This is a genomic window from Stappia sediminis (assembly GCF_009826895.1).
Lineage (GTDB): Bacteria > Pseudomonadota > Alphaproteobacteria > Rhizobiales > Stappiaceae > Hongsoonwoonella > Hongsoonwoonella sediminis.
In genome coordinates this window covers 532,073-558,720 of sequence record NZ_WUMV01000001.1, presented here as the reverse complement: position 1 = coordinate 558,720, position 26,648 = coordinate 532,073, and the positions used below count along the sequence as shown (strand labels likewise).

The 26,648-nt window shown below is 60.3% G+C and carries 31 protein-coding genes; 22 read left to right on the top strand and 9 right to left on the bottom strand.

What is annotated here, in order from left to right:
• Positions 1-75 precede the first annotated feature (75 nt).
• The 7 genes from GR183_RS02595 to GR183_RS02565 all read left to right on the top strand — a co-directional run bounded on the left by GR183_RS02595 (position 76) and on the right by GR183_RS02565 (position 5,984).
• Positions 76-1,065: a bile acid:sodium symporter family protein gene (locus GR183_RS02595; RefSeq protein WP_160774013.1), complete on the top strand. Its 990-nt coding sequence runs from the start codon at positions 76-78 to the stop codon at positions 1,063-1,065.
• 107 nt (positions 1,066-1,172) lie between these two features.
• Positions 1,173-1,934 carry a DUF2259 domain-containing protein gene (locus tag GR183_RS02590; protein ID WP_208999729.1) on the top strand — a complete coding sequence of 254 codons (762 nt, stop codon included), beginning with the start codon at positions 1,173-1,175 and terminating at the stop codon, positions 1,932-1,934.
• A 90-nt stretch (positions 1,935-2,024) separates the two neighbouring features.
• Positions 2,025-2,702 carry a ribulose-phosphate 3-epimerase gene (gene rpe, locus GR183_RS02585; RefSeq protein WP_160774012.1) on the top strand — a complete coding sequence of 226 codons (678 nt, stop codon included), beginning with the start codon at positions 2,025-2,027 and terminating at the stop codon, positions 2,700-2,702.
• A complete protein-coding gene (locus GR183_RS02580) occupies positions 2,699-3,205 on the top strand; it encodes a hypothetical protein (protein WP_160774011.1) in 507 nt (168 codons plus the stop codon). The genes rpe and GR183_RS02580 overlap by 4 nt, the downstream gene beginning before the upstream one ends.
• Positions 3,206-3,318: 113 nt before the next feature.
• The gene (gene purB, locus GR183_RS02575; protein ID WP_160774010.1) at positions 3,319-4,647 is read left to right on the top strand and encodes an adenylosuccinate lyase; all 1,329 of its coding nucleotides are present in this window, start codon (positions 3,319-3,321) and stop codon (positions 4,645-4,647) included.
• A 3-nt stretch (positions 4,648-4,650) separates the two neighbouring features.
• A complete protein-coding gene (locus GR183_RS02570) occupies positions 4,651-5,397 on the top strand; it encodes a metallophosphoesterase family protein (protein WP_160774009.1) in 747 nt (248 codons plus the stop codon).
• A 38-nt stretch (positions 5,398-5,435) separates the two neighbouring features.
• A complete protein-coding gene (locus GR183_RS02565; RefSeq protein ID WP_160774008.1) occupies positions 5,436-5,984 on the top strand; it encodes an RBBP9/YdeN family alpha/beta hydrolase in 549 nt (182 codons plus the stop codon).
• Here GR183_RS02565 and GR183_RS02560 read toward each other — a convergent pair.
• Complete coding sequence (locus GR183_RS02560; protein ID WP_160774007.1) at positions 5,968-6,582, bottom strand: peptidoglycan-binding domain-containing protein; 615 nt, start codon at positions 6,580-6,582, stop codon at positions 5,968-5,970. The two genes, GR183_RS02565 and GR183_RS02560, sit on opposite strands and share 17 nt — an antisense overlap.
• 288 nt (positions 6,583-6,870) lie before the next feature.
• Here GR183_RS02560 and GR183_RS02555 point away from each other — a divergent pair, with 288 nt between their 5' ends.
• The 4 genes from GR183_RS02555 (at position 6,871) to GR183_RS02540 (ending at position 10,326) form a co-directional block, all read left to right on the top strand.
• Positions 6,871-7,332, top strand: coding sequence for a hypothetical protein (locus tag GR183_RS02555; RefSeq protein WP_160774006.1), 462 nt, complete (start codon positions 6,871-6,873; stop codon positions 7,330-7,332).
• Between the two features lie 13 nt (positions 7,333-7,345).
• A complete protein-coding gene (locus GR183_RS02550) occupies positions 7,346-7,933 on the top strand; it encodes a hypothetical protein (RefSeq protein WP_160774005.1) in 588 nt (195 codons plus the stop codon).
• Positions 7,930-8,655, top strand: a complete 726-nt coding sequence (locus GR183_RS02545; protein ID WP_160774004.1) for an SCO family protein — start codon at positions 7,930-7,932, stop codon at positions 8,653-8,655. The genes GR183_RS02550 and GR183_RS02545 overlap by 4 nt, the downstream gene beginning before the upstream one ends.
• Positions 8,656-9,066: 411 nt before the next feature.
• On the top strand, positions 9,067-10,326 hold the full coding sequence (locus GR183_RS02540; protein ID WP_160774003.1) for an MFS transporter: 1,260 nt from the start codon (positions 9,067-9,069) through the stop codon (positions 10,324-10,326).
• 105 nt (positions 10,327-10,431) lie between these two features.
• Here GR183_RS02540 and GR183_RS02535 read toward each other — a convergent pair whose 3' ends face one another.
• Positions 10,432-11,208 (bottom strand): HpcH/HpaI aldolase family protein, encoded by a 777-nt coding sequence (locus GR183_RS02535; RefSeq protein ID WP_202395797.1) that lies wholly within the window; start codon positions 11,206-11,208, stop codon positions 10,432-10,434.
• A 149-nt stretch (positions 11,209-11,357) separates the two neighbouring features.
• The gene (locus GR183_RS02530; protein WP_160774002.1) at positions 11,358-11,681 is read right to left on the bottom strand and encodes a DUF1476 domain-containing protein; all 324 of its coding nucleotides are present in this window, start codon (positions 11,679-11,681) and stop codon (positions 11,358-11,360) included.
• A 303-nt stretch (positions 11,682-11,984) separates the two neighbouring features.
• On the opposite strand from GR183_RS02530, the gene purC reads away from it, so the two are divergent.
• From purC to purQ, 4 genes are all read left to right on the top strand, one after another.
• The gene (gene purC / locus GR183_RS02525) at positions 11,985-12,782 is read left to right on the top strand and encodes a phosphoribosylaminoimidazolesuccinocarboxamide synthase (RefSeq protein ID WP_160774001.1); all 798 of its coding nucleotides are present in this window, start codon (positions 11,985-11,987) and stop codon (positions 12,780-12,782) included.
• A gap of 118 nt (positions 12,783-12,900) precedes the next feature.
• Positions 12,901-13,140 carry a phosphoribosylformylglycinamidine synthase subunit PurS gene (purS, locus tag GR183_RS02520; protein WP_160774000.1) on the top strand — a complete coding sequence of 80 codons (240 nt, stop codon included), beginning with the start codon at positions 12,901-12,903 and terminating at the stop codon, positions 13,138-13,140.
• Positions 13,141-13,150: 10 nt separating this feature from the next.
• The gene (locus GR183_RS21865; protein ID WP_160773999.1) at positions 13,151-13,258 is read left to right on the top strand and encodes a phosphoribosylformylglycinamidine synthase-associated small membrane protein; all 108 of its coding nucleotides are present in this window, start codon (positions 13,151-13,153) and stop codon (positions 13,256-13,258) included.
• 22 nt (positions 13,259-13,280) lie between these two features.
• A complete protein-coding gene (purQ, locus tag GR183_RS02510) occupies positions 13,281-13,955 on the top strand; it encodes a phosphoribosylformylglycinamidine synthase subunit PurQ (protein WP_160773998.1) in 675 nt (224 codons plus the stop codon).
• 22 nt (positions 13,956-13,977) lie between these two features.
• On the opposite strand, the gene GR183_RS02505 is transcribed toward purQ, so the two are convergent.
• Positions 13,978-14,766 carry a helix-turn-helix transcriptional regulator gene (locus GR183_RS02505; protein WP_160773997.1) on the bottom strand — a complete coding sequence of 263 codons (789 nt, stop codon included), beginning with the start codon at positions 14,764-14,766 and terminating at the stop codon, positions 13,978-13,980.
• Between the two features lie 187 nt (positions 14,767-14,953).
• Here GR183_RS02505 and GR183_RS02500 point away from each other — a divergent pair, with 187 nt between their 5' ends.
• Positions 14,954-15,490 (top strand): peroxiredoxin-like family protein, encoded by a 537-nt coding sequence (locus tag GR183_RS02500; protein ID WP_160773996.1) that lies wholly within the window; start codon positions 14,954-14,956, stop codon positions 15,488-15,490.
• Between the two features lie 72 nt (positions 15,491-15,562).
• Positions 15,563-16,660 (top strand): enolase C-terminal domain-like protein, encoded by a 1,098-nt coding sequence (locus tag GR183_RS02495; RefSeq protein ID WP_160773995.1) that lies wholly within the window; start codon positions 15,563-15,565, stop codon positions 16,658-16,660.
• Positions 16,661-16,679: 19 nt separating this feature from the next.
• Here GR183_RS02495 and yegS read toward each other — a convergent pair whose 3' ends face one another.
• Entirely contained in the window at positions 16,680-17,588 is a 909-nt protein-coding gene (yegS, locus tag GR183_RS02490; protein ID WP_202395795.1) for a lipid kinase YegS, read from the bottom strand.
• 425 nt (positions 17,589-18,013) lie between these two features.
• The gene (locus tag GR183_RS22105; protein WP_202395794.1) at positions 18,014-18,304 is read right to left on the bottom strand and encodes a DUF1127 domain-containing protein; all 291 of its coding nucleotides are present in this window, start codon (positions 18,302-18,304) and stop codon (positions 18,014-18,016) included.
• A gap of 59 nt (positions 18,305-18,363) precedes the next feature.
• On the opposite strand from GR183_RS22105, the gene GR183_RS02480 reads away from it, so the two are divergent.
• From GR183_RS02480 to GR183_RS02460, 5 genes are all read left to right on the top strand, one after another.
• Entirely contained in the window at positions 18,364-19,800 is a 1,437-nt protein-coding gene (locus GR183_RS02480) for an aminotransferase-like domain-containing protein (RefSeq protein ID WP_160773993.1), read from the top strand.
• A gap of 129 nt (positions 19,801-19,929) precedes the next feature.
• On the top strand, positions 19,930-22,158 hold the full coding sequence (gene purL, locus GR183_RS02475; RefSeq protein WP_160773992.1) for a phosphoribosylformylglycinamidine synthase subunit PurL: 2,229 nt from the start codon (positions 19,930-19,932) through the stop codon (positions 22,156-22,158).
• 25 nt (positions 22,159-22,183) lie between these two features.
• The gene (locus GR183_RS02470) at positions 22,184-22,417 is read left to right on the top strand and encodes a BolA family protein (RefSeq protein ID WP_160773991.1); all 234 of its coding nucleotides are present in this window, start codon (positions 22,184-22,186) and stop codon (positions 22,415-22,417) included.
• Between the two features lie 60 nt (positions 22,418-22,477).
• The gene (grxD, locus tag GR183_RS02465; protein WP_160773990.1) at positions 22,478-22,810 is read left to right on the top strand and encodes a Grx4 family monothiol glutaredoxin; all 333 of its coding nucleotides are present in this window, start codon (positions 22,478-22,480) and stop codon (positions 22,808-22,810) included.
• A gap of 236 nt (positions 22,811-23,046) precedes the next feature.
• Complete coding sequence (locus GR183_RS02460; protein ID WP_160773989.1) at positions 23,047-23,322, top strand: antitermination protein; 276 nt, start codon at positions 23,047-23,049, stop codon at positions 23,320-23,322.
• Positions 23,323-23,380: 58 nt separating this feature from the next.
• On the opposite strand, the gene GR183_RS02455 is transcribed toward GR183_RS02460, so the two are convergent.
• The 3 genes from GR183_RS02455 to rpsD form a co-directional block, all read right to left on the bottom strand.
• Positions 23,381-24,670: an Hsp70 family protein gene (locus tag GR183_RS02455; RefSeq protein ID WP_160773988.1), complete on the bottom strand. Its 1,290-nt coding sequence runs from the start codon at positions 24,668-24,670 to the stop codon at positions 23,381-23,383.
• 126 nt (positions 24,671-24,796) lie between these two features.
• Positions 24,797-25,750 carry a tRNA 2-thiocytidine(32) synthetase TtcA gene (gene ttcA, locus GR183_RS02450; RefSeq protein WP_160773987.1) on the bottom strand — a complete coding sequence of 318 codons (954 nt, stop codon included), beginning with the start codon at positions 25,748-25,750 and terminating at the stop codon, positions 24,797-24,799.
• A 155-nt stretch (positions 25,751-25,905) separates the two neighbouring features.
• Positions 25,906-26,523 carry a 30S ribosomal protein S4 gene (gene rpsD, locus GR183_RS02445; RefSeq protein WP_160773986.1) on the bottom strand — a complete coding sequence of 206 codons (618 nt, stop codon included), beginning with the start codon at positions 26,521-26,523 and terminating at the stop codon, positions 25,906-25,908.
• Positions 26,524-26,648 lie beyond the last annotated feature (125 nt).

Here is a 26,648-nt window from a genome sequence, read left to right as displayed (position 1 = left end):
ACTTGCCGTGCCTTTCCCGGATACTGCGCCATCCGAGTGGACGGCGAAACCAGCAACCGGAGAGAATCAGCACCAATGTTCAAACCCTTAGTACAGGGTCTTCGCTGGCTCGGCCATCGCGGTACGCCTGCCGTTGCGGTAAGCGCGTTCCTCGGAATGGCTCTGCCGCCCTTGTCGTCCCTGGTGCGCCCCTTCGTCGAGGAAGCGATCTTCTGTCTCCTTGTTCTCGCCTTCCTGCGCGTTGCGCCGATCGACGTTCTTGCACGGCTGCGCCGCCCGAAGCTCGTCCTTCTCGCCGTGGTCTGGATGATGCTCGCCGTCCCTCTCGGATCAGGCTTCGCCGTGAAGGGCATGGGCCTGCTCGAGACCATGCCCGCGATAGGCGTGGCACTGTTTCTCGTTACCGCCGCACCGCCCATCATGTCCGCGCCGGCATTCGTATCCCTGCTTGGGCTGAACGGGGGGCTGAGCCTTGCTCTCCTGATCGTCGCCATGTTGGCGACGCCGGTTACAGCACCCTTTATCGGCGAGATCATCCTTGGCGATGCGCTGCCGATCGATCCGCTTTCGCTCGGCCTTCGTCTCGTCGGCTTGCTAATTGCCACGGCAGGCCTTGCGTGGATCATCCGGCGCATCGCCGGGCCGGACCGTATCGTCTCGTGGAAATCGGAAATCGACGGGCTAAGCGTCGTGCTTTTGTTCTTCTTCGCCGTCGCCGTCATGGACGGCGTAGCGGACAGCTTCCTCGCGCGCCCGTTGCTGACGATCGGCGTCGTCGTGACCGCGTTCGCCATCGCTCTTTCGCAAATGGGCGTGACGCTGCTGATGTTCCGCGCATCGGCAAGCGAAGATGCCTTCGTGCTTGCCCATGCGGTCGGCAACCGGAACATGGGGCTGATCGTGGCTGCACTGGGCGGATCGGTGCCGGATCTCGCGTGGCTTTTCTTCGGGCTCGGACAATTGCCGATCTACCTGCTGCCGTTGTTTTTGAGGCCAGTGGCGCGGCGCATCGCCCGGCAGTCCGCCGCCTCCTTAGCCGCCGGCGCGCGATCATCCGGCCAATAGGCGCGAGACAGGAAGCTGCCGGGCTGGATGACGCTGCGTAGTTTGTGGCACTGTTGCCGCAGAACGCCCCGCATCCGCCCCCGGTCCGCGCGAAGGAGCCGCCGCAAATGAAAGCCGCATGTCTCGCCGTCCGTATGACGGCAGCCCTTTTCCTGCCCGCTTTCCTCGTCCTCATCGCGGCTGCTCTTCAGCCCGCCAAGGCCGGCGACTTCGCCAACACCGAGATCATGGGCTTTTCGAAAGACGGCAGGTATTTCGCCTTCGAGGAATACGGCATCCAGGACGGCTCCGGCTTTCCTTATTCGAGCATTTACGTCATCAACGTCGAAGAAGACCGATGGGTGGACGGCAGCCCCTTCCGCAAGGTGGACGAAGTCATCGACCCTATCGATTTCGACGCAGCACTCGCTTCGGCGCGCGAAGACAACCTTGCAAGGGCACGGGCGCTTCTCGAGGCGAAGGGCATAGGACATCAGGGCCTGACCGTCGGCCACAATCCGCGCTCCGAACTTTCCGCCGATCCGCATGTCATGAGCGTATGGCCACGCGTCGTGGTGCCGCCGATCGACGAGCCGATCGAACTCACACTTGAGGAATTCGAACTGCCGAACGCCAAATGCGAGAGCTACAGCATTCAAACGAAAGGCTTTCGCCTCGCCCTTTCGCAAAACGGCAAGACGCAGGTCCTGAACGATGATGCATCGGTACCAGACAGCCGCAAATGCCCGCTGCGTTACAGGATCGAGCGCGTGGTAACCTACTATCCGGACCCCAGGGGCGCCCCGGTTTTTGCGGTGCTCATTCTCATGGAAAGCCACGGTTTCGAAGGCCCCGACGGGCGGTTTCTGGCAGTCACCGGCGTTTTGTGAAGCCCATCTGCGGCCTCACGCTTGCCGTTTGGCAAGGCCTGTGGTAGCGCGCGTCCATCCCTGTTTCAGCCGCCATCCGGAGTGCGCCATATGTCTCGAGATCTCGTCATTGCCCCGTCGATCCTTGCCTCCGACTTCGCGAAACTCGGCCAGGAGGTCAGCGACGTGGCCAAGGCGGGCGCCGACTGGATCCACCTTGACGTCATGGACGGCCATTTCGTACCGAACATCAGCTTCGGCCCGGATGTAATCAGGGCCATGCGCCCGCATACCGACAAGGTCTTCGACGTCCACCTGATGATCGCGCCTTGCGATCCCTACATTGAGGCGTTCGCGAAATCAGGCGCCGATATCATCACCGTCCACGCCGAAGCGGGCCCGCACCTGCATCGCTCGCTGATGGCGATCCGCGCGCTCGGGAAAAAGGCGGGCGTCTCCATCAATCCCGCCACGAACGAGAGCGATATCGAGTATATCCTCGACACGGTCGATCTCATCCTCGTCATGACCATCAATCCCGGCTTCGGCGGCCAGAAATTCCTTCCCTCGCAGATCGAGAAGATCCGCCGTATCAAGGCTATGATCGGCGACCGGCCGATCGACCTGGAGGTCGATGGCGGCGTCAACGTGGAAACCGCGCCGCTTGTGGCGGAAGCGGGGGCGAACGCGCTTGTCGCGGGCTCCGCCGTCTTCAAGGGAGATGGGCTGGAGGAATACCGGGCGAACATCGAGGCGATCCGTTCGGCGGCCCGGGCCGCGATTTCTTGACGAAACCGCCCTTGCGCCCGAGCCTGACTGCAAACATGGGGGACGGCGTGCGGGCGATAGGCTTTGCGTTTGTTTGGGCATTCCTGATTGCAAGCGCCTATTTCGCGCTGACGATCGGGCGCGGCTATGCTGTGAGCGAACGTTCACTCGTGGCGGTGGCGCTATTCGCCGCGGGAAGTTTCCTGGCAGCCCCGATCGCACTCGGCCTGGCGGGCATTGTCGCAAAGTACCGCCCCCAGCCCAGCGCTCGGTTCGCGGCGATGTTCGTTGCGCTGACGCTGACGAGCGCCGGCATAACGGCGCTTTTGTTCTACCTTCAGTTCCGCATCTACTACAGCCAGTGGCATGAGACGCATCTTTCCCGCGGACTCCTGATGGAAATTCTGTTTACGGGTGCGTCATCCGGCTACATTTTCGTGGTCGGAGGCGTGCGCCCGATGTTGCCGGTCGCACTGCCGCTGATTTTGGCCGTCTCTTTCCTGTATGCCCGGCGAAAGCCGTGATCTTCGCGCGAAATTCCAACCCGCCGCGTTGAGAAGCTCGGCGGGCTCTGATAGACCCTGCGCGAGCTTGCCCGGCCCTCTCAAGGGGCAATTCGACAAACAGGACGACGCCGATGATCCCGCGCTATTCGCGACCCGAGATGGTCTCAATCTGGTCACCGGAGACGAAATTCCGCATCTGGTTCGAGATCGAGGCGTACGCATGCGACGCATTGGCCGAACTCGGCGTTATTCCGAAAGAAGCGGCCAAGACGATCTGGGACAAGGGCGGCAAGGCCACATTCGACATCGCCCGCATCGACGAGATCGAGCGCGAGACGAAGCACGATGTGATCGCCTTCCTCACGCATCTGGCGGAAATCGTCGGGCCTGACGCCCGTTTCGTCCATCAGGGCATGACATCCTCGGACGTTCTCGACACCTGCTTCAACATCCAGCTCATGCGCGCCACGGACCTTCTGCTGAAGGACATGGACGCGCTGCTTGCGGCCCTCAAGCGCCGCGCGTTCGAGCACAAGGACACCGTCTGCATCGGCCGCTCCCACGGCATCCACGCCGAGCCTGTGACCTTCGGCCTGAAGATGGCGCAGGCCTATGCGGAGTTCGACCGCTGCCGGGCCCGCCTTGCCGCCGCGCGCGAAGAGATCGCCACCTGTGCGATTTCCGGTGCCGTCGGCACCTTCGCCAATATCGATCCGCGCATCGAGGAGCATGTGGCGGCCTCGATGGGCCTGAAGCCCGAGCCGGTTTCCACGCAGGTGATCCCGCGCGACAGACACGCGATGTATTTCGCGACCCTTGGCGTGATCGCCTCGTCGATCGAGCGTCTGGCAACCGAAATCCGCCATCTCCAGCGCACGGAAGTGCTGGAGGCGGAGGAATATTTCTCCAAGGGTCAGAAGGGCTCATCGGCCATGCCGCACAAGCGCAATCCGGTGCTGACGGAAAACCTCACCGGCCTTGCGCGCATGGTCCGTTCATATGCCATGCCGGCGATGGAAAACGTCGCGCTCTGGCACGAGCGGGACATTTCGCATTCTTCCGTGGAACGCATGATCGGCCCGGACGCGACGGTGACGCTCGACTTTGCGCTGGCGCGGTTGACCGGTGTCGTCGAGAACCTCGTCGTCTATCCCGAGCGCATGATCGGCAATATGGACCGGCTCGGCGGACTGGTGCATTCGCAGCGCATCCTGCTTGCGCTGACGCAGGCCGGCGTTTCGCGCGAGGACGCCTACCGCCTCGTCCAGCGCAATGCCATGAAGGTCTGGGAAAGCTACCAAACGTCCGGCAATGCGGAGGTCGATTTCCTGGATTCGCTTCTGGCGGACAAGGATGTGCGTGCCGCACTTTCGGAAGAAGAAATCCGCTCGCGCTTCAACCTCGACTATCACACCAAGCAGGTCGACACGATCTTCAAGCGGGTTTTCGGAGACAGTTGATCGATGCGCATTGCCGTCATTTCGGACATCCACGGCAACCTTCTCGCGCTCGAGGCCGTTCTTGAAGACTTGAAGGCGCAGGCGCCCGATGTGATCGTAAACCTTGGCGATTGCGTTTCGGGTGCCCTTTGGCCGGAGGAAACGGCGCAATTGCTGATCGACAAGAACTGGCTGACGATCCGCGGCAATCATGATCGCCAGCTTTTCGACCGGCCTTTGGAAAAAATGGGTGCCTCGGACGCATTCACGCTGCCCCTTTTGAGCGAAACCAGCCGGGAGTGGCTGCAGACGCTGCCGGCAACGGAAAGACTTTGCGAGGAAATCTTCCTCTGCCACGGCACGCCAACCCGCGACAACGTCTACCTGACCGAAAAGGTCGTCGGACCGAAGGGGCATATGGCGTCGGAAGCGGAAACCCGCGAAAAGCTGGAAGGCGAAAGCGCATCCCTGATATTCTGCGGACATACGCACATACCGCGTTTGATCAGGGTTTCCACGGGTCAGACGATCCTCAACGCCGGCAGTGTCGGGCTGCCTTCCTATGACGACGACCACCCGAACCATCATGTAATGGAGTCGGGAAGCCCACATGCACGATATGCGATCGCGACGAAAACCGGTGGCCGATGGGATTTTACCGAGCGCATGATCGAATATGATTGGGATCGCGCCGCGATGCAGGCATCTGAAAACGGCCGCGACGACTGGGCGGCCTCGCTGAAAAACGGCTTCTTCGGCCCGCTGTCCTGAGACTGACCGGACAAGACGAACTTCCGACGGAATATGTAATGAAAGCAGCAGACGCAGACGTCCTGATCGTGCCGGGCTGGCAGAACTCCGGCCCCGACCACTGGCAATCTCGCTGGATGGAGAAGATGTCGACATCGCGCCGCGTCGAGCAGGACGACTGGGACGATCCCGTGCTTGCCGACTGGGTGGACCGGCTCGTGGAAGAGGTCGAGGCATCGACGCGCCCCGTGGTTCTGGTCGCGCATTCGCTCGGCGTTGCGGTTGTCGTCCATGCCGCACCGAGGATCGCGCGCAAGGTTCACGGCGCCTTCCTCGTCTGCTGTCCGGATGTAGAGGACCCCGCACGTGTCCCCATCAAGCTGCGCCATTTCGGCCCGCTGCCACTCGATCCCCTGCCCTTTCATGCATGGCAGGTGGCAAGCCGCACCGACCCCTATTGCAGCTTCGATCGTGCCGAGATTTTCTCCCGACATTGGGGAACGAAACTACTGGATGCAGGCGACGCCAAGCATCTGAACACGGAAAGCGGCCAGGGACCCTGGCCGGAAGGCGTGCTCGCCTTCGCCCATCTCATGAAAGAGCTTTGAGCCTGAATTCCCTTTCCGCCTTCGCCTGATCGAGCCGCGCGGCCAGCCTGTTCAGCGTATCCGTCAGGGCCTGCATGGCGGCTTCCGTCGGCAACGGCGGCAAGCCGATGTCATGTTCGTTGAGGAACTCGGCCAGAGCCGCCCTCGACTTGCCGCCGAATATCCCGTCCACAGGTCCGGGATCGTACCCCAGGGTTCCAAGCACGGACTGCAGGCGCCGGATCGCTATCGGGTCGCGCAGCAGCAGCAGGCCGGACTCCTTGCCGCCCGATATCGTCAATCGAAGCCGAAAGGGCTCCGGGTCGTCACTCTGCAACATCTGCGTGATGTGAATCTCGTAAGACTTGCCCTCCATCAGGAACCGATAGTCGATCCGGGCATCGATAACGCCGACGACCGTGAACATCGTATTGCCGGCGCCAAGGAGCCTGAGATGAAGCGCGTCCCCTTCCCTTCCTTCAAGAAGATAGCAAACCGGGGATCGCGGCGGAGCCTCGCCGGAAATCACGACCTGGTTTTCCCCCGGCGGAAGCACGACGGGCTCACACGCCTCCTGAGCCGCGAGCGGAACGAGGTTCATCGCGAATACCGCGCTCAAGACGCAAACCCGAATAGCCGCCCAATCGATCCGGCACAATTTCGCCTCCATGCACCCTGATCGGCTTCAAGACCAGGAAACGGGATCGATTTTATCATCTGCATAAACCCCGTGGCGGGAAAACACCTGAAATCGAGCATTTCCCATCGTTTGCCTCGCAGGAAATTGCCGTTGCGCATATCGGCTACTGCGCGGAACTCCCACGAAAAATTGAGTGGTTCGTGCGTTCATATTCCCCCACCCTTGCCTCAGTCTGTTTAGAACGATGAGCATTCAGGGGAGAATGCAATGCTGAAAAAATTCGTCTTGGGCGCCGCATTGGCTTTTGCGGCTGCCGTGCCTGCCACTGCATCGCAGGGCACGCAGGGAGAACACGTTCAGATCACCGGGGAAATCATAGATACCTGGTGCTACTTTTCGGGCGTGATGGGCGGGCCCGACGCCGTGCGCGGCACTGCCCACCACACCTGCGCACTCTGGTGTGCGGCAGGCGGCATTCCCGTCGGCATCCTGGCCGACGACGGCACCGTTTACATGGTCCTGAAATGGAAGGACACGAAGAACGTCGCCGATGGAACCAGCCTGCTTTCGGTGCAGACCCACCGGGTTACCGCCGACGGCATGCTCTATGAGCGCGACGGCATCAAATACATCATGGTCGACGACGTGGTGAACGACGAAGGCATCGTGCTTACAAACCATGAAGACTTCGGCTTCGTGCCGCCCTTCGCGCAACCGAAGAACAAGTGAGGGGGCAGAAGCGATGAAAAAACTGATCATGAGCCTGGCCGCCATTCTGGTGGCCACCCCGGCAATCGCCGGTGACGTCGACTATTCGGCGAACAGCCAGGCCAAGTCCTGGAACCTTTTCGGCGAAGAAAAGGCCCGCTTCACCGGCAAGGTGACCGATGCCATCTGCGGACTGACGGGCGACTGCCCGGACGACTGCGGCGGCGGCGACCGGCAGATGGTCGTCATCCGCGAAGACGACGACCGGATGTTCCTCGCCAACAAGAACGGGCAGCCGATCTTCTCCGGCGCGGCATACGACCTGGCCAAATATTGCGGTCAGATGGTCGAGGTCGACGGTCTGCTCGTCGGCGACAGCGACATCACGCCCGGCCTTGAGTCCAAGCTTCTTCAGATCCAGCTGATCCGCCCGATCGAGGACAAGGATTTCGCCAAGACGAACAACTTCACCAAGGTATGGGCCAAGAAATACCCCGAAGCGAAGGGTAAGGGACCCTGGTTCCGCCGCGACCCGGCGATCAAGGCCCAGATCGAGAAGACCGGCTACTTCGGCCTCGGCCATGAGGTCGACGAGAAGTACCTGGAGGAAAACGCAGAATGATCCGCTGGATTGCGGCCGCGCTCTTCGGAGTTGCGGCTGCATTCGCCTACGATCAGATCAACCGCGCCACCGAACCCGAATCGGTGACGACGGCGGGGCTGACGGTGGAAAACCCACCCTCAGCCGCCACCGGCGATGCAATTGCAACGGATGCCGGCACCTCGCCGCAGCCTGCAAGCGCAAAGCAGGCGGAACCCGGCAGCGACGATCTGCCGCCAGGCGGCCCGGCATTGCCCTTTCCGATCGACGTCGAAGCGCGCTTCGATCTCATCGACCAGAACGGCAAGCGCGTGACCGAAGCCGATTTCGCCGGCAAGCCTATGGCGCTGTTCTTCGGATATGCAAGCTGCGAGGCAGTGTGTTCCGCCGTCATGCCGGATGTCGCCCGGACGATGGAACTGCTGGAAGATCAGAACCGGAAGTTCAACACGGTGATGATCACCATCGACCCGGCCCGCGATACGCCGGAGGCGATGCGCAAGAACCTGCCCCGCTGGAATTCCGGCATTACCGGCCTGACAGGCTCCGAAAAGGAACTGAGCAAGGTCCGCGATTTGTTCCAGGTCGATATTCAGGTGGTCGGACATGACGAAAACGGCGGCGCGATCTATTCGCACGGAAGCCTCGTCTATCTGATCGGGCCGGATTCGAAGCTGATGACGATCCTGCCCCCCGTCTACGGGCCCGAGCATATGGCCAAGATCATCGCACGGTACATCTGAACTGCGACTTGCCTTCAGGCGGCAATCCTCACAAGGACGCAGGCAAGCTGATCCGGCATATTCCCGTGACAGCTTGTCCGCGCCCTTACAGGCGCGGAATGCTCGCATAATTTCTCGAGGGGCAAATTGTCTGCGCCCAAATGAGCGCGAATCAATCGATCTTCGACAGGGATCATCAGTTGGATCCTTGGAGCCAGCGATACGGCCTCAATCCGCACCGCCGAAATGCCTGGCGGGGCGCGACTACCCCAATCTTCATCCATCTCATCGGATATTACAGCCGTTTCAGGTGCCATCGTCGCCTGGCTCATGAACTAATGACGCCGCGTAATTATTGTCCACCATCTGCTATGTTGATGCGCCCTCGTTCCAACTCAGGTAAAGGACCCCACCGCGAGAGGAGTTCGGGAAATGCAGGTCAAGGGGACCAATCTCAGCCCTCGCAGCGTTATGGCGGCCGTAAGCGGCAATATTCTCGAATGGTACGACTTCACCGTCTACGGGTTCCTGGCCCCTATCCTCGGACGGATATTCTTTCCATCGGACGATCATATCGCCTCGCTTCTAGCCTCCTTTGCCGTTCTTGCCGTCGGCTATGCGGCGCGCCCTGTTGGCAGCGTGATTTTCGGCCACATTGGAGACCGCTTCGGGCGCAAGCCGGCAATGATCTGGTCGGTCCTTATCATGGGCGCCGGATCGGTGGCGGTCGGCCTGTTGCCGACCCACGCCCAGATCGGTTTTGCCGCAGCCCTGCTGCTGACAGCAGTTCGCATAATCCAGGGCATCGCCGTTGCCGGCGAATATACCGCCTCGGGTGTCCTCGTCATCGAGGAGGCATCGCCCTCATCGCGGTTTTTCGTCGGCAGCTGGATTCCATTCGCCATGATGTGGGGATGCGTGCTCGGCTCGGGCGTGCCGGCGGTTGTCAGTTCGACTGTTTCCACCGAGGCCATGAGCGCATGGGGCTGGCGCCTGCCCTTTTTCGCAGGCGGATTGCTGGCATTGGTCAGCCTTGTCCTGCGGCTCTACATGAACGAATCGTCCGCGATGGCCAAGGTGGCCCGTACCCGCATCTCTCCGGTCTTCGCCGCATTGACCCGGCATTGGCGTGAAATCCTGCAGATGATCGGCCTGCTCATTCCAACAGCCATCATTTATTTCATAATCTTCGTTTATGCGGCGTCCTATCTCACTGACCAAATGCACTTCTCGACGAGCGAAGCGCTCGATATTTCGACCCTCAACCTCGTCATTATCGCTTTTGTCGTCCTTGCGGCCGGCTACGCGGCGGATCGGTTGGGCTATCGTGCAGTGTTCCTGATCGGCGTCGCGGGTACGTTCTTGTTCGCCTGGCCGCTCTGGTATCTGATGCACGGAACGACGCTCGGTTTCGTTTTCGCCGGTCAGCTCGGTTTTTCCATCCTTAACGCTATAGGCTGGGCATTGTCGCTGACGGTGCTTTCAGGTCTGGTTCCTGCGGACGTGCGCTGCAGCGCCGTCGCTATCGGCTACAACTGTTGCATGGCCGCGTTCGGGGGTACGACACCCTTTATTGCCACGTATCTCGTCGCCCGAACCGGCGACGACTTCGCGCCCGTGTATTATGTGCTGGCGGCAACGGCCGTTTCTCTTGCGGTGGTCCTGAAGTTACCGAAAACGCTTGAGTTTTGAGGCTCCTGACCCCCCAGGAAAGCAGGATCACTTGCGCGACAAGAAATCACCCGGTTTTCGATACCCTGACCACATTCTTGTCGATATCGCGCAAGGTACCGCGCACTAATCCTTCAACCGGGATAGGAGCTCGCTGACGCCACTGGCGATAAAGGCCTGGTCCGAGCCGAGCGTCACATAGCGATAACCCATCCCGATCGCCGCCTTGGCGTGCTCGGGCGTCATGCAGTAGATCGCGGCGATCTTGCCCTTCGAGGTGACACGGGCCGCAATTTCTGCGCTGACCTCCATCGCCCGCTTTCCGGTCGGATCGACACTATCGCCTTCAGACAATGTGAAGCTCAGGTCGCTCGGCCCGACATATATGCCGTCCAGACCTTCCACCTCGCAAATGTCATCAAGGGCTGCAAGTGCCGTGGGCGTTTCGACCATGGCGAAAGCAAGCGTTTCTTCGTTCGCACGGCCCGTATAATCCGCCAAGCCGTCATAGCCCAGCCGGCGCGCGGCTTGGTGAGGCGCCCAACTGCGCGCGCCGAGCGGAGGAAACTTCGTTGCCGCGACCAGGGCAAGCGCATCCTCGGCAGAATTCACCATCGGCATGATGACCGCTTCCGCGCCGAAGTCGAGCACGCGCGAAGCGGTCGCGAAATCATCGACAGCCACACGAACAGCCGGATGCGCTCCGCCGGCGATAATGGAGGCGATCGCATCGCGTACCGAGGCGATGTCATGCAGCCCGTGCTGCATGTCCAGCGCAATCGCCTCATAGCCGGAATGGGCCATCAATTCCGAAAGGATCGGAGCGGCAAGTGACGACCATGCAGTCACCACGGTTTCACCGGCTCTCAACCGGCTTGCGAGCGAAATACGGGAATCGGGCATGAAGTTTCGGATCCAATGAGTTTCAAAGATAGGCGGCAATGAAATCCCGTCGCGGACAAACCTGCAAGACCCACCCGGAAAACAGGAAGACACCGCCCCGTTACCGGGACGATGTCTCTTCAAATCGGGATTCCGCGGGAAAGCCGTTTTCAGCCTTCAGTGCGGATCTGCTCGATCGCCTGCTGGAGAAGCTCCTGCATCGTCCTGCGAATCTGGTGGTCGGACTGGTCCACGCCGGCATCGTCGAAATCCGCTCGCACCTTGCGGAACACGTCCTCGTCGCCCGGCTCTTCGAAATCGGCGCGCACGACCGATTTCGCATATTCCTCGATCTTGTCGCCCTCATAGCCGAGCTTTTCAGCCGCCCAGAGGCCCAAGAGCTTGTTGCGCCGCGCAATCGCCTTGAAGCGCAACTCCTCGTCATGCGCGAATTTGTTCTCGAAGGCCTCTTCACGCCTGTCGAAAGTGCTCATCAGCTTGTCTCCTGCCAATCGACGATCCGCGGAGAGAAAACTCCCCCCAAGGGCTGTAGCCCTTTACCCCATATGGGCGCTCGATGACGTTTTGCATATCCCCCATGGCTTGCCAAATCAACGCGGGATCGACCCTACGATAGGATGTAATAAAAAGCCGTATACGATGCTCAGACACATGATTGTGCTTTTTTCACCGATCGTGTAGGTTCCGCGCCACTAAAGTGGGGGCCGAAAGATCGTTCGCCGCCAATCCGTCCTCCCCGACACCGGCGAACCAATAAACGGAGTTCCTGCTGGAACATGGATTTCCTATCTAGAACACGGTATGTGCCAATGAACCGCCGTCGGCGAATTTATGAGGGCAAGGGCAAGATCCTCTACGAGGGCCCGGAGCCTGGAACGCTCATCCAGCACTTCAAGGACGATGCGACCGCCTTCAACAACAAGAAGCACGAGATCGTCGACGGCAAGGGTGTGCTCAACAACCGCATCTCGGAATATATCTTCAATCACCTGAACGCCATCGGCATTCCGACGCATTTCCTGCGCCGTATGAACATGCGCGAACAGCTGATCCGGGAAGTGGAAGTCGTTCCCCTGGAAGTGGTGGTGCGAAACGTTGCCGCCGGCTCCCTTGCCAAGCGTCTCGGCCTTGAAGAAGGCATGCAACTGCCCCGCTCCATCATCGAGTTCTACTACAAGAACGACGAACTGGACGACCCGCTCGTCTCCGAAGAGCACATCACGGCCTTCGGCTGGGCAACGCCTCAGGAGCTTGACGACATCATGGCGCTTGCCATCCGCGTCAACGACTTCCTGACCGGCCTTTTCCTCGGCGTCGGCATCCGCCTCGTCGACTTCAAGATCGAATGCGGACGCCTCTATGAAGGCGATCTGATGCGCATCGTCGTTGCCGACGAGATCTCGCCGGACAGCTGCCGGCTCTGGGATATCCAGACCAACGACAAGCTCGACAAGGACCGCTTTCGCCGCGATATGGGCGGGCTGCTGGAAGCCTATCAGGAGGTGGCGCGCCGCCTCGGGATCCTGAACGACAACGACCGCCCCGCCGGCACCGGGCCGGTCCTCGTCCAGTAACCCGGGACAAAACAAAAGGCCGCATCGCTGCGGCCTTTTTCACTGCCACAAAGGCATGTATCGAATTGCGGCAATCAGACTTTCCGCAACGGCAGATAACACGATCCGGACAAGACACATGAAAGCACGTGTTACCGTCACGCTGAAGACAGGCGTTCTCGACCCGCAGGGCAAGGCCATCGAAAACGGGCTTGCCTCCCTCGGCTTCGGCGGCGTGGGCGAAGTGCGCCAAGGCAAGGTCTTCGATATCGCACTGTCAGACCGCGATGCCGAAAAGGCCCGGGCGGACCTCTCTGCGATGTGCGAGAAACTGCTGGCCAACACGGTGATCGAGAATTACGCCATCGAGATCCTTTAAGGACTGCCTGATGGATGACGACAGCGCGAAGGCAATCCGGTTTCTCGCGATCAAGGCCGCAGTCTTCATCCTCTTTCCGGCCGTTCTTGCACTGCTTGCCGCATTCATCCTCGTCTGATCCGATGTGAGGCTTCACTCCCATGAAATCCGCCGTCATCACATTCCCCGGCTCCAACCGTGAACGCGACATGATGAATGCGCTGAAGCTGGTCACCGGGCATGAGCCGGCAGCCGTCTGGCATCAGGATACGGCGCTGCCGGATGTGGATCTGGTGGTTCTGCCCGGCGGTTTTTCCTACGGAGATTACTTGCGGGCCGGCGCGATCGCCGCGCGCTCCCCGGTCTTGCGGGCGGTAGCGGAAGCAGCGGATAAAGGCACGCTTGTGCTGGGTGTCTGCAACGGCTTTCAGATGCTGACGGAAGCGGGTCTCCTGCCCGGTTCGCTGATGCGCAATGCCGACCTGCACTTCGTCTGCCGTGAAGTGAAGCTTGAGACCGTCAATACCACCTCGCCATTCACGCGCGGGTTTGCGCTCGGCCAGGTCTGGCGCTGTCCCGTCGCCCATCACGACGGCAATTATTTCGCCGATCCGCAAGCGCTTGAGAAAATCGAAGGCGAAGGCCAGGTCGCCTTCCGCTATGGCGAGGGAACCAATCCGAACGGGTCCGTGAACGACATCGCAGGCGTCCTGAACGGCGAGGGCAACGTGCTCGGCATGATGCCGCACCCCGAAAATCTCGTCGATCCGCTACAAGGCGGCACGGATGGGCGGACGCTTTTCGAAAGCATCGCCAACCTTCTGGAAACCGCCTGACGCGGTTTCACCGGCTTCAGGTCTACTCGGCCGCTTCCAGCACGGGCCGGCGATCGGCACGCGGCGGGTGTCCGTAAGCACGCTGATAGGCACGCGTGAATGCAGCGGCACTCGCAAACCCCACCCTTCCCGCAACCGTCTTGAGCGGCAGGCCGCTTGCAATTTCCTGCCGGGCAACGATAAGCCGCCACTGGGCGAGATAGGCGCCCGGCGTCTGACCCACGACATCGCGGAACGTCGTGGCAAATACGGTACGGGACATGCCCGCTACTTCCGCCAGGTCCTCAAGTTTCCACGTACGCTCCGGCGCCTCATGCATGGCAACCATCGCCAGCGCGATCTGCGAATGCGACAGGCCGGCTATAAGCCCGTGACCGGCAGCCCCCGTTTCCATCGCGTATCTCAGAAGGCGAATGACCACGACCTCGCAAAGGCGATCAACCGCCGCCTGACGCCCGCAGCGCGGCGTTTCCAGCTCATCACGCAAAACACAGGCGACCGCGGCAAGCGCGGGAGCGCGCGACAGATCTACGCGCACCTCTTCAGGCAAGGCAAGCGACAAGGGCGCATCCTCACCGCCGAGTTCCACTTGCGCGGCAACAACCACGCTGCCGCTTGCGCATAGCGAGCCTCCGTCCCGCGGTCGGAAGATCAGCGCTTCCAGCGGCGGCCTGCCTTCGCCATCACCGGCCGAAGTGGTGATGAAGAGATTGGGCTTTGCCGTCGCCCCTTCCACGCAGGCAACGTGGGCACGGATACGAAACCGGTCGATCAAAGCAGATAACCGGTCGACACCATGGCTGATAGTCATGTTCACACTCTCGGCATCCGTACGCAGGATCAATAATCAGGTATGGAATTTTGCGCAATGTACGCTAAACCGATGAGCGATGCTAGCCGCTGACCCGAATAATTCTCTTTGGAGCTACGGCGCAGCACCTCCACAGACACGCGAAGCCAATAAACGTCCATACAAGCAGAATGCAGGAGAATACTTCATGCTGACACCCCGCCAGCCCGTGCCGGATCTGAAAATCGACACTCTGAACCACGGCGCATTCGACCTGCAGGCGGAACAGCCGACATTCGCAACGCTTCTCGTTTTCTATCGGGGCCTGCATTGCCCGATCTGCGCAACTTATCTCAAGGAGTTGCAGCGCCTGCTTCCCGATTTTTCGGAACGCGGCATCGAGGCGATCGCGATCTCTTCCGACACCAAAGAGCGTGCACAGGACTTCGCGGAGCGCGCGGAACTGAAGGAACTGCGCCTCGGCTACGGGCTGTCGCTGGCCGATGCGCGCAAGTGGGGTCTCTATATCTCCACGAGCCGTGGCGAAACCTCGATCGGCGTCGTGGAGCCCGATCTGTTTTCGGAACCCGGCGTCTTTTTCGTCAGGCCCGACAACACGCTCTACTTCGCGTCCGTACAATCCATGCCGTTCTCCCGCCCTGTCTTCAAGGACATGCTGCCGGCGCTCGATTTCGTCCAGAAGGTCGATTATCCCGCGCGCGGCGAATACACGGGCGCGGTGTAACGCCGGATCGAAACCTGCTGTACGATGGGCCGCCGGAAGATTCCGGCGGTCTTTTTCATGGAGTTCGAGAAAATGACGTCTTCTGAACGCGCATCCCTGCCCGGCAAGATCGAGAAGATAACCGCGCGAGCTGTGAATGCGCCGATCGAAGCGCCGGTCAAGACGGCGTCCGGGGAGATCACTCAGGCTCCTCTGGTCATTATCGATCTCATCACCAGCGATGGCATTCGGGGAACGAGCTATCTGTTCGCCTATACCCCGCTCACGCTCAAAGCCCTCGTATCTTTCATCGACGATCTTGCCCCTAACCTCATCGGGAAGAATGCGGCACCCGTCTCGATCTACGCCGAATGCGAGCGAATGTTCCGTTTGCTCGGGCGGCAGGGCATCGTCGGCATGGCCCTTTCCGGCATCGATATGGCGCTATGGGATGTGCTGGCGAAGGCGGCCGGCATGCCGCTGGCGGAGCTGCTTGGTGGCGATACGAAGCCCATCGAAGCCTACGACAGTTATGGCGTCGTGGATCCCGAACGCGACGCCGCACGATTGGAAACCACACTGGAGCGCGGCTTCAGGGCGATTAAGATCAAGCTCGGGCTGGGCGCGATTGCGGATGACACCCGCACCTTGAAGGAACTGCGGAATATTATCGGCCCGAACATGCGGGTCATGGTCGACTACAACCAGTCGCTCGACGTTCCCGAAGCGCTGGAGCGGATAGAGGCGATTTCGCAGTTCGATATCACCTGGGTGGAAGAACCCGTTCCGGCTGAAGACCTGGCGGGACACGCCCTGGTCCGCGAGAAATCCCCAGTCCCGATACAGACCGGCGAGAACTGGTGGTTTCCGGAAGGCGCGGCGAATTCCATTTCAGCAAGGGCCAGCGACTTCGTAATGCCCGATCTCATGAAGATCGGTGGCGTAACCGGCTTCATGCGGGCGGCGGCAATGGCGCAAGGGGCATCGCTTCCCGTTTCCAGCCACCTTTTCATCGAAGCTTCCGCCCACGTTCTGGCGGCGACCGCGAACGCTCACTACCTCGAATATCTCGATTTCGCGGGCTCAATCCTCAAGGAAAGGCTGCTGCCGGTAAACGGCTGCATCGTTCCGCGCGGCCCCGGGCTTGGCCTGGAATGGGACGAAGATGCCTTGAAACGCTGCGCGATCTGACGAGGTTCGAGGAAGCGTTTCACTCAGGCAAGTGAAAACGCAACGCCTTGGGCCTGACCCTGATATCGAAGGAACGGCCTGAATCCGGTTCGCCGTCGAGATTTACGAACAATTCGTCGTCGCACTGAATTTCGAACCGGTCGGCCTTGGCACGGACCACCGTGTTCGCGAGTTCGCCCAATCCGTTTTGGGCAATCGTTCGCAACGTCTCGCCGAGTGTCTCACGCGACAGGAAAGGCACGACCATGAGATCGAGCATGCCATCATCGACCTTTGCATCGGGGCACAGCTCGATCCCGCCGCCGGCCATGCGGCCATTTCCGATGGCCATGGCCAGAAATTCCCCTTTCCAGGCAAACCCATCGGCTTTGAACTCTCCGCGGCAGGGCTGCAAGTCGTGCAGCCGTCCTATCCCGGTGAAGATATAGGCTGCACCGCCCATCAGCTTTTTCATGGCCGGGTCGGTTTCCACCGTGATACGCGATCCCGTACCGCCGGTCAGAAGGTTTACGAAGACACGATTTTCCACTTCGCCAACATCGATGGACGTAGCGTCGCCCTCGGCACAAAGAGCCAGCGCCGCCCAAGGATCTGCCGCGGGCAACCCCGCCCCGTGGGCGAAATCATTTGCCGTGCCAAGCGGAAGCAACCCGAAGGAGCACTTCGGGCTGCTGTCTTCCACAAGCGATGCATTGACGACCTGATTGAGCGTGCCATCTCCGCCACCGGCTACAATGACGTCAATCTCGCCCTCCCGCGCCAGACGCATGCCTTCTTTCGCATAGCGTTCGCTGTCGCCGTCCTCGAAAGTGACACGCACCTGCACGTGGTTGCCACGTTCTCTAACGGCCGCGATCGCGCCGCGAACATCCTCGCGTTGCGCGGCCTTGCCATTCAGGATCAGGAACAGGCGACGGGAAGCGGCCAAAGCGATTACCCCTGATGCAGGAAACCCAGGCAATAATACATGGTGCCTGAATGTGGCGCACAAGGGGAAGACCGGTGCGCGGCCGGAAATGAAATCCGGCCGCGGACCGGCACAGCGGACAGGCTGCAGGTTGCCCGCTGCGGTTCGAACGGAGAAGTATCTAGGGTCTGGCCCCATAAAATTGATGCAAATGGCACCTGAAACGGCAAAGAAGTGCAAGGAGAAGGGCGCGGAGCGGGTCGGGCACCCGGTCAAGCCCTTCGACGCGGCAGATCGAAGCCGTTTCGGTGTCTCGAAGATATGGCCGATTTGGCCGGCTACTTTGTCGCAAGATCTTGAAAACCGGCCTGGTTTCCTGCGCTCTTGCTCCTCGTATCCAACCAAATCGGCTCATACCATTTCCGTCAATTTTATGGGTCCAGACCCTAGTTCCAGAAAGGCTTGCGCGCTTCTGCTTGCGCGTCGGCACGGCTGAGGCCAACATCAGCCAATTGCTCGTCCGTCAGCCCCATGAGATCGCGGCGGGACAATTGCTTGCGGTAACGGCCGAAAAAATAATTCACCCACGCGCGGGCGAAACCCGAAGGCGCCGGAATGCGCGGATCGCCAATCAGTGAATCAATCAGGCTGAGCAGGCGTTGAACCGAGGATATTGTACCAATTGAACCCATTTTAATCTCGATTTCTGACGTTTGAGGTAAGATTGCCCCCCACACACTTGAGAAGTTCTATATCAATTGACTCAAAATTTGGATCAAGATAGATAATTGTCACCATGACAAATTGGCTCCCAGATATTTCCAAGGGCGATGGGCCGCTTTATGTGCGCCTGGCAGACCGGATCGAGTCAGATATCCACTCCGGTCTTCTGCCAACCGGCACCAAGCTGCCGCCGCAACGGGATCTCGCATACGACATCGGTGTGACGATCGGCACCGTGGGGCGGGCCTATGCGCTTGCGCGCGAGCGTGGGCTCGTGAGCGGCGAAGTCGGCCGCGGCACCTACATCCAATCCCGCAACACGCCGATGCCCGGCAACAACGAGATCGTTGAGGGCAAGGGGCTCGCCACCAGCATAGAATTTGCGGGCACGCGTGCGATCCTTCCCGAACCGGGAACCATCATGATGGACAGCAGCGCGGCACCCGACATTGGCCAGTCGGCGGCACTCGAACGCATCCTCATGGATATCAGCAGGTCGCATCCGCATGAGATCGCCAGCTACTCGCGCACGCACCCGCGCAACTGGTTGGAGGCCGGAAGCCGCTGGGCCGCCTGCGGCGGCTGGCTACCCGCACCGGAAACGATCGTGCCAACAGTCGGTGCGCATGCGGGGATCGTTGCCGTTCTTTCCGCGATGACGGCGCCCGGCGACCTTATTGTTTTTGAAAACCTTACCTACAGCTCGTTCGCACGCACCGTGCCGCTGCTTGGAAGGCGCGTGATAATCGTCGAATCCGATGACGAGGGCGTGCTCTCGGAAGATTTCGAGCGGCTTTGCGCTCAATGGCACCCCAAGGTACTTTTCCTGATGCCGGCCATGCGCAATCCGACCCTCGGCATTCTGCCGGATGCGCGCCGCCGCGAAATCGTGGAGATTGCCAGGCGATACAACGTCTGGCTGATCGAGGACGGCGTCTATGGCGCCATGATCGAGAACCAGTCGACACCAATCGCCGCGATGGCTCCGGAACGGACCTTCCACGTCACAAGCCTTTCCAAAGCGATTGCCGCCGGCGTTCGAGGCGGTTACGTAGCCTGCCCTCCGGCCTATGTCCAGCGCATTCTGACCGCACACAAGATGGCTGCCGGCGGCATGATCTTTCTGCTGGCCGAACTTGCGGCACGGCTTGTGCTTTCGGGCGCGGCCGATCAAATCCGGGAGAAGGTGAAGGACGTGGTCGCCGAGCGGGAAGCTCTGGCAAGGGAAATGTTCGCGGGCTTCGATTTCCGCTCCCACCCAAGGGTGCCATTTCTCTGGATGAAACTGCCCGAGCCCTGGCTTTCCGGCACATTCAAGAAGGCGGTTCTGCAGAATAACGTGCTCATCGACGATGAAGACGAGTTCAAACCCGCGCGCACGGACAAGGTCTATCACCGTGTCAGGTTCGGGTTCACGGCACCGAAATCGCTCGACGATGCAAGGGCCGGCTTTGAGGTGATAAGGCGCCTTTTGGCCGAACCGACGGCAAGCTACGACGATTATTCGTGAGGAATAAAGCATCGATGGCGCGATAAAGGGGACTTGCGCGGCATCGTGCAGTTCCCCTCAGTCATTGCATCTGCTAACAAGGCGCGGCAATTCAGACCATCGCGATCAACGCCGCTGCCCGGACGAAACATGATCCCCAATGACATCAAGATCACGCCAGAGCTCATCGAATCCCATGGGCTGAAGCCGGACGAATACGAGCGCATTCTCTCGCTCATCGGCCGGGAGCCGACTTTTACCGAGCTTGGCATCTTCTCGGCCATGTGGAACGAGCATTGCTCCTACAAATCCTCGAAAAAGTGGCTGAGGACGCTTCCGACCAAGGGCCCGCGCGTGATCCAGGGACCGGGCGAGAACGCGGGCGTTGTCGACATCGGCGACGGCGAGGCGGTGATCTTCAAGATGGAAAGCCACAACCACCCCTCCTACATCGAGCCTTACCAGGGCGCGGCAACGGGCGTGGGCGGCATCCTGCGAGACGTCTTCACCATGGGTGCGAAGCCGGTTGCGGCCATGAACGCGCTTCGTTTCGGCGACCCTGATCATCCGCGCACGAAGCACCTTGTCTCCGGCGTTGTTTCCGGCGTCGGCGGGTATGGCAATTCCTTCGGCGTACCGACCGTGGGCGGCGAAGTGGAATTTCACCCAAGCTACAACGGCAACTGCCTCGTCAACGCATTCGCAGCCGGTATCGCGAAGACGGATGCGATCTTCTATTCCAAGGCCGAGGGCGTCGGCCTTCCCGTCGTTTACCTCGGCGCCAAGACGGGGCGCGACGGCGTCGGCGGCGCGACGATGGCAAGTGCGGAGTTCGACGAGACCATCGAGGAAAAGCGCCCGACCGTTCAGGTCGGCGACCCGTTCACCGAAAAATGCCTGCTCGAGGCCTGCCTTGAACTCATGGCATCCGGTGCGGTGATCGCCATTCAGGACATGGGCGCGGCCGGGCTTACGTGTTCGGCTGTCGAGATGGGCGCAAAGGGGAATCTCGGCATCGAGCTCGACCTCGACGAGGTGCCTGTGCGCGAAGAGAGCATGAGCGCCTATGAGATGATGCTCTCCGAAAGCCAGGAGCGCATGCTTATGGTGCTGCGCCCGGAACAGGAAGAGGAAGCCGAGGCGATCTTCCGCAAATGGGGCCTGGATTTCGCCATTGTCGGAAAGACGACGGCCGACCTTCGTTTCCGCGTGATCCATAAGGGCATCGAAGTTGCCGATCTGCCGATCAAGGAACTTGGCGACGAGGCACCGGAATACGACCGCCCGCATGCCGAAACCATGCCACGCCCGGTGATCGCGGCATCCGAAATCGCGGAGCCGGACGACTATACGAGGGCGCTGCTCACGCTGATCGGCAATGCGAACGGCTCATCCCGCCGCTGGGTCTATGAACAATACGACACGCTCGTCCAGGGCAATTCCATGACGATGCCCGGCGGCGATGCTGGTGTCATCCGCGTGCCGGGCGAAAGCGGAACATCGCGCAAGGGCCTTGCATTTTCGGTGGACGTCACGCCGCGCTATGTCGAGGCCGATCCATATGAAGGCGGAAAGCAAGCCGTTGCCGAATGCTGGCGCAACATCACCGCAGTGGGCGCGGAGCCGCTTGCAGCAACGGACAATCTCAATTTCGGCAACCCCGAAAAGCCGGAGATCATGGGCCAGTTCGTCGGTGCGATCAAAGGCATCGGCGAGGCCTGTTCAGCACTTGGCATGCCGATCGTTTCCGGCAACGTCTCGCTTTACAACGAGACGCACGGCGAAGCGATCCTGCCGACGCCCGCAATCGGCGGTGTCGGACTTCTGCCTGATGTGACGTATCGCGCAAAGGCCGCATTCGACGCGGTAGGCGACGTGATCCTGATGCTTGGCGGTGAAGGAACGCACCTCGGCTCGAGCGCATATCTTCGCGACATCCTGGGCCGTGAGGAAGGCGCGCCACCGCCTGTCGATCTGGCTGCTGAAAAAAGAAACGGTACGCTCGTGCGCCAGTTGATCGGTGCGGGGCGTGTAACGGCAGTCCACGACATTTCGTCCGGCGGATTGGGCGCAGCACTTGCCGAAATGGCGATTTCCGGAGGTCTCGGCGCATCCGTCAAGGTTGGCGCGCCCGCGCATGCCGCGCTTTTCGGCGAAGATCAGGGACGATATGTCCTTACCTGCAGACAAGACGCAGTCGATGCCATCATCAGCGATGCGAAGGACGCGAGCGTACCGCTTGTTCAGCTAGGCACCGTAAAGGGTGACGAATTGACTGTTGAGGGAATCCTCTCCATATCCGTTGCAAAGCTGCGTGAAGCCTATGAAAATTGGTTCCCGAGCTACATGGCGGGGCAAACGGAAATCCCTGCTGAATAAAAACGGAACGGGAAGGAAACCGCTTATGGCGATGGATGCATGTGAGATCGAGACACTTATCCGGGATGCATTTCCGGATGCAAAGATCGAGATCCGCGACCTCGCCGGCGACGGAGACCACTATGCCGCCGTCGTCGTCTCCGATGCCTTCACCGGCAAAAGCCGCGTGCAGCAGCATCAGATGGTCTATCAGGCGCTGAAGGGAAAGATGGGCGGCGAATTGCACGCGCTCGCCCTTCAAACTTCGGCTCCGGAATAGGTCATAAATGAGATCCCGCTCGCCGGACCTTGCCCCGGCGGAACGAAAGGACAAAGCCAAATGAGCATTCAGGACTGGATCAAGAGCGAAGTCGAATCCAACGACGTCGTACTTTTCATGAAGGGCACCCCGGCCTTCCCGCAATGCGGGTTCTCCGGCCAGGTCGTGCAGATTCTCGACTACGTGGGCGTGCCCTACAAGGGCGTCAACGTGCTCGAGGACGACGAGCTTCGCCAGGGCATCAAGGAATTCGCCAGCTGGCCGACAATCCCCCAACTCTACATCAAGGGCGAATTCGTCGGCGGCTGCGACATTATTCGCGAGATGTTCCAGAATCAGGAACTGCAGGCCGCCTTTGAAGAAAAGGGCATCTCGACGAGCCAAAGCGCCTGACACGCCCATTATCCACAGGAAACACAAAGGCAGGCCACGCTTTGGCCTGCCTTTTTCGTGCCGCAGGCAAAGTGTGACGCTGAGGCACCGGCAATACATGCCGAATCACTTTATTCTGAACGAAGGATGAATGCCGGTTTCACCCTTCAGTCAGCAGTCGGCCGCCATTCTCCATCCCACAGTTGCGATCTGCCGAAAGGGTTTCGGAAGAGCGGAGTGATCGGGAGGATGCCGGAATGAGCATAGCCATCAGAAGGTTGACGGGAATTGCCGCCCTTGCCGCGCTGGCCGTGGCAGCAATAGCGGTGGCCGGTGAACAGGCGCAAGGTCTGCGCGAAGTCAACTGCGCAACGCTCACCGTCTTTGCTCCCGAAAATGGGCAGACCGGTGAAGATCTCTGCCGTGACCATGGCGGCCTTGCCCAAAGCGACAAGCATGGTGAAACGCCAGCCCTCGTGATCCTTGTGCGCAATCAGCCTGTCGGCGGCTCTGATGGATTGCACATGCGCTAATTCAAAATAAGATTTTTTTCAGGAGCCAGGTGCCCGATGAACAAGCGGTGATTTTAACCTACCCCGTTTGAGCCAATTCTTCCGAACGACTGCCGAATTTGCGGGCGGCGTCGAGTGCCAGCCCCGATCCGACACTGCCGAATACGTTGCCTTGCACGATGCGAGCATCGCTGAACTTTCGAGTCAACCGGTCGCGCACAAATGGAATCGATGCCGAGCCCCCCGTCAGGAAGACAGTCGATACAGCGGTCGCCGGAACTTCAGCCAGCATCAGGCATTCGTCCAAGGCGCGTTCCACCCGCCCGACCGAGGTCTGGATCGCCTCCACCAGATCGGTGACGGTGATATCGACGGCGAGGTCTCCATCATGCATCGGTATGTGGAGGCTATGGAAATCCGCTTCCGACAACGCGATTTTCGCTTCCTCGACGGTTCCGGCAAGCGCATGCCCGAAGCGTCTTTCCACCAGTTCGATCAGCCGCGCGATCCGCTCCGGCTCGCGCGCGTCATAGCGTAGCTCTTTGAGTTGCTGAACCGCCTTGGACGTATAGAGGAAATTGATCCGGTGCCAGGTGGCAAGCTCGTAGAAGGCCCATTTCGGCAAATCGCGCTTGCCGTCCCGTGCAAGGGTCCCCAAGCCGAATTCGGGCATGACCCTTTTCAGGCTCAGTAATTGATCGAAGTCCGTGCCTCCGACGTGAACGCCCGAACTTGCAAGGATATCGTCGCGCCGGTCGGTCTGCGCACGCCCTTCGGGACTGACCCGAACGACGGAAAAATCCGATGTGCCGCCGCCAAGATCGATGATGACCGCAAGCTCTTCTCCCTGCACGGTCCGCTCATGATCCAGGGCCGCCGCAATCGGCTCGAACTGGAATTCGACCGACGTGAAACCCGCATCCCGTGCAATCGCTTCCAACTCGTCCTGAGCCCGCCGGTCGGCTGCGGCATCATCGTCGACGAAGAATACAGGACGTCCGAGGACCACCTCGTCCAGCGCCCTTCCCGCCGCGTTTTCAGCCCGCCGTCTCACTTCGCGGATGAAGAGGCCAATGATCTCGCCATAGCCCCATCGCCGCGTTTTGATCGCGGTTTTCTCCGCCATCGTCGCAGAGCCCAGGACACTCTTGAGGGACCGCATCAACCGCCCCTCGACACCTCCCACATACTGAAGCACCGCGTCGCGGCCGAAGCGCACCTCATCCTCCTCGAAGGAGAAGAAGATCGTACTCGGAATCACCGAGCGCTCTCCTTCGAGCGGCAAAAGGTTCGTCGCGCCCGAATGCGCAAGTGCCACTGTGGAATTCGATGTGCCGAAATCCATGCCGCACGGAATGTTCGCCGTCATAACTTCCCAGTCCCGGTCATTCGCAGATAAGTCTCGGCGGTCGCAGGCACGAAAATGCCGCTCCGTTCCCGCTCGAAAAGCAGGCACATTCGCCGCCTTGAAAGGAAAAATGGGTGAATTGAACGGCTATTCCGCCGCGAAGAGCTTTTCTGTCATGGCAAGGCTTGCCGCGCAAGGTTCCTCCGCATCGCCAGCGTCCGAAACCACCGACCCGGAAGGCACGAGATTTTCGAAGTCATAAAGCTTCCTGTCGAGCAGATGCGACGGGCGCGCGTGGGCAAGGGCACGCGCCATGACGCCAAGCCGCCCTGGAGCCTGCTTCTCCCAACCCTCCAGCATCTTCTTGATCTCCGCACGCTGCAGACCGTCCTGGCTGCCGCAGAGGTCGCAAGGAATAATCGGGAAATTCATGGCCGAGGCGAACTTCGCGATATCCTTCTCCCCGCAATATGCGAGCGGTCGAAGCACAAGAAGGTCACCCTCGTCGTTGACGAGCTTCGGCGGCATGGACGCAAGCCGGCCGCCGTGGAAGAGGTTCATGAAGAAGGTTTCGAGGATATCCTCGCGGTGGTGTCCGAGAACGATGGCATCACACCCTTCTTCCCGTGCGGTACGATAAAGGATACCCCGCCGCAGGCGCGAGCATAGCGAGCAGTAGGTCTTGCCCGCAGGTATCTTGTCCGTGACGATCGAATAGGTATCCTCGCGAACGATACGGTGCTCGATGCCGTGGTTTTCGAAGAAATCCGGCAGGATATGGCCGGGAAAACCAGGCTGCGCCTGATCAAGATTGCAGGCGACAAGTTCGACAGGAAGAAGACCGCGCCATTTCAGATCCATGAGGACGGCAAGCAGCGTGTAGCTGTCCTTGCCGCCGGAGAGGCATACCAGCCATTTTGCCGGGCGCCCCTCGCCCGGCAGCATGGAATAGTCGTCGATCGCCTGACGGGCCTCGCGCAGAAGTCGCTTCCTGAGTTTCTTGAACTCCACCGAGGAAGGTGCATTGCGAAATAACGCGGGGCAGTCAGCCTCCTCCGCGGCATCGTTACCCTTCCGGACTTGTTCAATTGCTGCCGTCATTTCCGTCACGATCCAGTTCCGCAAAATTCCTGCGTTCAATTCGCGGCGCACAATGCCCGAGCGCCGGGCGCGAAGCAAGCGGAAGCCAGCCCGGCCATGAAATGAAAAAGGCCGCTCGGAAGAGCGGCCTTGATCGGATCTTAAAGCAAGTTCGCTTAGCGCGAATAGAATTCGATGACGAGGTTCGGTTCCATCTGCACCGGGTACGGCACATCGGAGAACTGGGGCACGCGGTTGAACGTGGCGGTCATCTTGTTGTGGTCGGCATCGATGTAATCCGGCACATCGCGCTCAGCCAGCTGGGTCGCTTCCAGCACCAGCGCCATCTGCCTGGACTTTTCCTTGACCTCGATAACGTCGCCCGGCTTGCAGCGGTAGCTCGGAATGTTGACGCGCTGACCGTTCACCTTCACGTGGCCGTGGTTGACGAACTGGCGCGCGGCAAAGACGGTCGGCACGAACTTCGCGCGGTAGACGATCGCGTCGAGGCGGCGCTCGAGCAGGCCGATCAGGTTCTCGGACGTGTCGCCCTTCAGGCGCGAAGCTTCCTTGTAGACCTTGATGAACTGCTTTTCGGAGATATCGCCGTAGTAGCCCTTGAGCTTCTGCTTGGCGCGCAGCTGCACGCCGAAGTCGGAAAGCTTGCCCTTGCGGCGCTGGCCGTGCTGGCCCGGGCCGTATTCACGGCGGTTGGCCGGGGACTTCGGACGGCCCCAGATGTTTTCGCCGAGACGGCGATCGATCTTGTACTTCGTGCTATGGCGCTTGGACATTCGCCGTTTCCTCTTGTCTGTTGGTCTTTTGAAGGGATGGCCCTTCTCAAGGAAACGCGCCCTCCTCTCCCCGTTACCGGGTCGACAGGACCGCCGGCATCTTGCGCCGCCAGCAGGTCCACGGG

What these genes read in the sequence shown, in the direction of transcription:
- GR183_RS02530 (WP_160774002.1), bottom strand. Translation starts at nt 11,681, where the DNA reads ATGAGCACTTTCGACAGGCGTGAAGAGGCCTTCGAGAACAAATTCGCG.
- GR183_RS02570 (WP_160774009.1), top strand. Translation starts at nt 4,651, where the DNA reads ATGCGCATTGCCGTCATTTCGGACATCCACGGCAACCTTCTCGCGCTC.
- GR183_RS02460 (WP_160773989.1), top strand. Translation starts at nt 23,047, where the DNA reads ATGAGCATAGCCATCAGAAGGTTGACGGGAATTGCCGCCCTTGCCGCG.
- GR183_RS02470 (WP_160773991.1), top strand. Translation starts at nt 22,184, where the DNA reads ATGGCGATGGATGCATGTGAGATCGAGACACTTATCCGGGATGCATTT.
- GR183_RS02535 (WP_202395797.1), bottom strand. Translation starts at nt 11,208, where the DNA reads ATGCCCGATTCCCGTATTTCGCTCGCAAGCCGGTTGAGAGCCGGTGAA.
- GR183_RS02595 (WP_160774013.1), top strand. Translation starts at nt 76, where the DNA reads ATGTTCAAACCCTTAGTACAGGGTCTTCGCTGGCTCGGCCATCGCGGT.
- GR183_RS02545 (WP_160774004.1), top strand. Translation starts at nt 7,930, where the DNA reads ATGATCCGCTGGATTGCGGCCGCGCTCTTCGGAGTTGCGGCTGCATTC.
- purL (WP_160773992.1), top strand. Translation starts at nt 19,930, where the DNA reads ATGATCCCCAATGACATCAAGATCACGCCAGAGCTCATCGAATCCCAT.
- GR183_RS02495 (WP_160773995.1), top strand. Translation starts at nt 15,563, where the DNA reads ATGACGTCTTCTGAACGCGCATCCCTGCCCGGCAAGATCGAGAAGATA.
- GR183_RS02555 (WP_160774006.1), top strand. Translation starts at nt 6,871, where the DNA reads ATGCTGAAAAAATTCGTCTTGGGCGCCGCATTGGCTTTTGCGGCTGCC.
- purS (WP_160774000.1), top strand. Translation starts at nt 12,901, where the DNA reads ATGAAAGCACGTGTTACCGTCACGCTGAAGACAGGCGTTCTCGACCCG.
- GR183_RS02455 (WP_160773988.1), bottom strand. Translation starts at nt 24,670, where the DNA reads ATGACGGCGAACATTCCGTGCGGCATGGATTTCGGCACATCGAATTCC.
- GR183_RS02540 (WP_160774003.1), top strand. Translation starts at nt 9,067, where the DNA reads ATGCAGGTCAAGGGGACCAATCTCAGCCCTCGCAGCGTTATGGCGGCC.
- purB (WP_160774010.1), top strand. Translation starts at nt 3,319, where the DNA reads ATGATCCCGCGCTATTCGCGACCCGAGATGGTCTCAATCTGGTCACCG.
- rpe (WP_160774012.1), top strand. Translation starts at nt 2,025, where the DNA reads ATGTCTCGAGATCTCGTCATTGCCCCGTCGATCCTTGCCTCCGACTTC.
- GR183_RS02550 (WP_160774005.1), top strand. Translation starts at nt 7,346, where the DNA reads ATGAAAAAACTGATCATGAGCCTGGCCGCCATTCTGGTGGCCACCCCG.
- grxD (WP_160773990.1), top strand. Translation starts at nt 22,478, where the DNA reads ATGAGCATTCAGGACTGGATCAAGAGCGAAGTCGAATCCAACGACGTC.
- GR183_RS02480 (WP_160773993.1), top strand. Translation starts at nt 18,364, where the DNA reads ATGACAAATTGGCTCCCAGATATTTCCAAGGGCGATGGGCCGCTTTAT.
- ttcA (WP_160773987.1), bottom strand. Translation starts at nt 25,750, where the DNA reads ATGACGGCAGCAATTGAACAAGTCCGGAAGGGTAACGATGCCGCGGAG.
- purQ (WP_160773998.1), top strand. Translation starts at nt 13,281, where the DNA reads ATGAAATCCGCCGTCATCACATTCCCCGGCTCCAACCGTGAACGCGAC.
- GR183_RS02505 (WP_160773997.1), bottom strand. Translation starts at nt 14,766, where the DNA reads ATGACTATCAGCCATGGTGTCGACCGGTTATCTGCTTTGATCGACCGG.
- GR183_RS02500 (WP_160773996.1), top strand. Translation starts at nt 14,954, where the DNA reads ATGCTGACACCCCGCCAGCCCGTGCCGGATCTGAAAATCGACACTCTG.
- GR183_RS21865 (WP_160773999.1), top strand. Translation starts at nt 13,151, where the DNA reads ATGGATGACGACAGCGCGAAGGCAATCCGGTTTCTCGCGATCAAGGCC.
- GR183_RS02565 (WP_160774008.1), top strand. Translation starts at nt 5,436, where the DNA reads ATGAAAGCAGCAGACGCAGACGTCCTGATCGTGCCGGGCTGGCAGAAC.
- GR183_RS02590 (WP_208999729.1), top strand. Translation starts at nt 1,173, where the DNA reads ATGAAAGCCGCATGTCTCGCCGTCCGTATGACGGCAGCCCTTTTCCTG.
- purC (WP_160774001.1), top strand. Translation starts at nt 11,985, where the DNA reads ATGGATTTCCTATCTAGAACACGGTATGTGCCAATGAACCGCCGTCGG.
- rpsD (WP_160773986.1), bottom strand. Translation starts at nt 26,523, where the DNA reads ATGTCCAAGCGCCATAGCACGAAGTACAAGATCGATCGCCGTCTCGGC.